Genomic DNA, 3,548 nt, shown 5'->3' with positions numbered 1-3,548 from the left:
TCAGATACTGCCTGCATCGACCGGCCTGTATCCCTCCGAGATCGAGGCGTTGCGCCATGCTGTCAGCGACCGCCTACTCCGAGATGAAGGCTGGACGAGCGACGCTGAGGGACGCGTTCTCAACGAGGCCGGCCGGGTGATCTTCAAGCCGGGCTATGTCACGGCGATCCGAAAGATCATCGGCGAAGGTGACACCTTTGCGCGGCAGTCGGCGAAACAGGTCGGCGTTGGCACGGACAAGCTTGACGCACTGGAGCCTGAATGAGCGGAGGCGGTGTCAAGGGACCGTGGAATAAATGGGAGGGACCCACGGCGTCGTGTGCCGTGGGAGGGCACCCGTTTATGCCGCGAAAGCCCTTGATGCCGACGCAGCGGCCAACGCTCCGGGCTGCTGGGGGTGGGTTGTTTTATAACCCGCCCCCGGCTGCCTCACGGCGAGTGCGGGGTTTGGGGCAGCGCCCCAAGGAGTCTTGGCGACCAGGGTCAGACACAGTCGTAGCTAGAGCTTTGTTCTCCACGATGGTCAACCAGCTCAACGTTCACTCATTGCTAACGAATTGATGCAGTTTACCCCGAGCCATGATGTGCACGCGATTGCGGCCGGCATGTTTGGCTGAGTACACAGCCTTATCTGCCTCTCCAAGTAGCACATCAATACTCGCAGTGTCGCGTTCTTTCTGGGCAACACCGACGCTGATACTGAGTCTTACCTTTTCATGACCCTCGGCGACGAGGGCCATCGTTTCGATCGCCCTGCGAAGGCGATCCGCCGCCTTCATGGCTGAGGGAAGATCTGAACCCGAACATACAACCAAGAATTCCTCGCCGCCGATTCGGCACAACGTATCACTGCGACGCCCTTCTTTGTGTAGGCGAATACCCACTTGCTTCAAGACGTGGTCACCAAACGCATGCCCATATCGATCATTCACGCGTTTGAACCAGTCAAGATCGATCATCATGACGCTCAGTGCCTCACCGGTGCGATTCGACGCACTCCAAGCCCTGGCGAGCGCCTCCATTGCCCCACGACGATTCGGTAATCCGGTAAGCATGTCAGTTCTGGCAACCTGTTCAAGCTTCCGGTTGCTGACGGCGAGCTCTGAGGCGATTTGTTTAAGTTGAGCACGATCGTTTTGCCATGCATCAAGGAGTCCGAGATAGCGATGTCCAGCATCCATCGCAACGCGCAACGCTTCCTCGCCGAGCGACTTGAAAAGACACGTATCCACGCCGCTCTCAAGCGCTGCGACGAAGTTCTCCTTGTCTAACTGATCAGACAATGCAACGAGATAAACCGGTCTACCCCAATCGGCCCCACGTACCTTGCGACAGAAGTCCTGCGCACCTGCACCGGAGAAGTCGGCGTCAATAATCACAATCTTCGGCAACACAGCGACCGCAATGCTCAAAGCCTCATCAAAATCACCCGCGAGACAAATTTGATAACCTAAGCTGGATTGCAACAACGTGCTGACATCGAAGGTGGAGTGATTACGTGAGGTGACAATGAGAGCAGGCACTGTAGCGTCCGATCCTGTAGCCCCTCCGATAACCGGCGGAGTTTCAGACATGCGCTCGAACGACGGAAGGGAGGTAGCCGGGACATCCAGTAACTTCGCCCAGTCGCTCCACTCTTCGACGATCCGATCGAAGAACGCCGCCGTACCGTCGGCGTCCATCTGAAATCGACCGCCGAGCCGTATTAGGGAGCCGACCAACTGGCTTCGAACCTTCTCGGCTGCTATGCCAAGGTCGGCGAGATGACTAGCGGTGTGAAATAGCCAGGTCAGCGTGTGCGGTCGCGACCCTTCAGAAAACTGTGATTCATCGGGTGACTGATGGTAGAAGACGGGTTCGGCGAGCGCTTTCGGAATGCCGAACTCCTCTATCATGGCAAGCGCGCACTGGCGCTGATCGATCCCAAACGCCTCATGTTCGAGCGCGAGCAAATTGCTTCGATCGGACTCAAGCAGTTCGGAGTATTCGACGGGGAATGCCGTGGCCAGAGCCAAGGAACCAATATTCGCGAGCAAGCCGCATGCGAACAAGTCCTCCGGGGCAGCCGCGCGGGTCAAACGTCCGAGTTCCCGCGAGGCCAAAGCCATCAGCAATGAGCGCGACCAAAAATTGCGATAATCGAATCCTTTACAAGGTCCGTCCTTGAACTGGTCGACGAGCGAGAATCCCATCGCGAGCTGAGCAACCGCCTTCATGCCGATACGCAGCAGTGCTTCGTTGATGGCTGAGACTGGTCGGTGGGTACCGCCGCTCGAGTTTGCGAGACGGAGAAGGCGCCCAGACAAAGCTGGATCGGTCTGAACCAAACGAGCAACGTCTTCTATCGTGCAATCTTCGCGACCGCATAGGTTCATTATGGCCAATGCGACCCCTTTGGGGCTAGGCAGTTGTCCAGCAAGCTTGATCTCGTCGAATCTGGCCACCGAGCTCGCCCTCAACTGGATGCGACGACGCAGTTACGGCCATTGTGCTTCGCCCGATACAGCGCCTTGTCAGCCCGATCGAATAGCGGCTCGATCGACTCCTCGCGCTGACGTAAGGCAACTCCGACGGAGATCGTAAAGGGTGCGATTTCGAGCTTGTCATGACGCCGCACCAACCGTAACCGTTCGATCGAGGTCCTAACCTTTTCTGCAAGCTGCTGTGCTCGATCGATCGAGGCATTGGGTACCAACATGACAAACTCCTCGCCACCAAAACGCGCAGTCATCGCTTGGTCCGGCGCGATAGCCAACATCGCCTCAGCGACCTTCTGGATCACAATATCACCCACTGCATGGCCGTAGGTGTCGTTGATCCGCTTGAAGTGGTCGATATCCATGACGAGCAAAGCAGGCGGCCCATCGGAAGAATCGAACAGTTTTGCGGCTTCAATTAACATGCCTCTTCGATTGAGCAGCCCGGTAAGCGGATCGACCATCGCCTCGCGCCGATGCTTGTCGAGTTCACCTCGAAGCAATCTTGTCTCCTGCTCCGTGGCCTCAAGACTCTTCTTGAGTGCCGCGTTGCTTTCATTTGCTGCTAAGGCAGCCTGGGCTAGGTTTTGAGCGATCGCGCGTAAACCGCTCGAGTCGCGAACTTCATCAAGCCGACCCAGGTTTTCGGTCAGAGAGGCCTGGAGACCGGACGTATTTCGACTCGCGCTGAGTACATCTCCGAGGAGACTGCCGAGCAACTTTTCGATACCCTCTCCCATGCCGTGAAACCGACGAAGAGCCTCGCCAGCCACATGTTGCTCGTAGATCTCGCGCACAACGAAATCATCGATCGCAGATGAAGATCCGATTACTGAATTCAATGCTTCGCACAGCGACGGGTCGTTGCCTCTGATGTAGTCGTGCGCTACCCAGTAATTGATGGGAGAGGCCGACAGCCGATGTTGGGCGAGAAACGCGAGCGCGCGCTCACCGAGATCAGATCGGGCTCCACTCTTATCGTTCTGCGACGGCTTCATTCCACCTCCTCACAGGCAAAAAAACGCGAAAACATCCCCGCCAGCATTATCGCCTCGATCGCCTCCCGGATAG

The 3,548-nt window shown here is 57.0% G+C and carries 3 protein-coding genes; 1 reads left to right on the top strand and 2 read right to left on the bottom strand.

Annotated features, from left to right (window positions below; translation table 11 throughout):
- A partial coding sequence (gene gmtX, locus ACUH78_RS18850) for a gamma-mobile-trio protein GmtX (RefSeq protein ID WP_445334408.1) occupies positions 1-265 on the top strand: 265 nt, incomplete at its 5' end.
- A gap of 274 nt (positions 266-539) precedes the next feature.
- On the opposite strand, the gene ACUH78_RS18845 is transcribed toward gmtX, so the two are convergent.
- Positions 540-2,444, bottom strand: coding sequence for a sensor domain-containing diguanylate cyclase (locus ACUH78_RS18845; protein WP_435751724.1), 1,905 nt, complete (start codon positions 2,442-2,444; stop codon positions 540-542).
- A gap of 11 nt (positions 2,445-2,455) precedes the next feature.
- Positions 2,456-3,475, bottom strand: a complete 1,020-nt coding sequence (locus tag ACUH78_RS18840) for a GGDEF domain-containing protein (protein WP_182938059.1) — start codon at positions 3,473-3,475, stop codon at positions 2,456-2,458.
- Between the last annotated feature and the right edge of the window lie 73 nt (positions 3,476-3,548).

Source organism: Thauera sp. ZXT1-4, assembly GCF_052598215.2.
This window is presented reverse-complemented; position numbering and strand designations above follow the sequence as displayed.

What these genes read in the sequence shown, in the direction of transcription:
- ACUH78_RS18840 (WP_182938059.1), bottom strand. Translation starts at nt 3,475, where the DNA reads ATGAAGCCGTCGCAGAACGATAAGAGTGGAGCCCGATCTGATCTCGGT.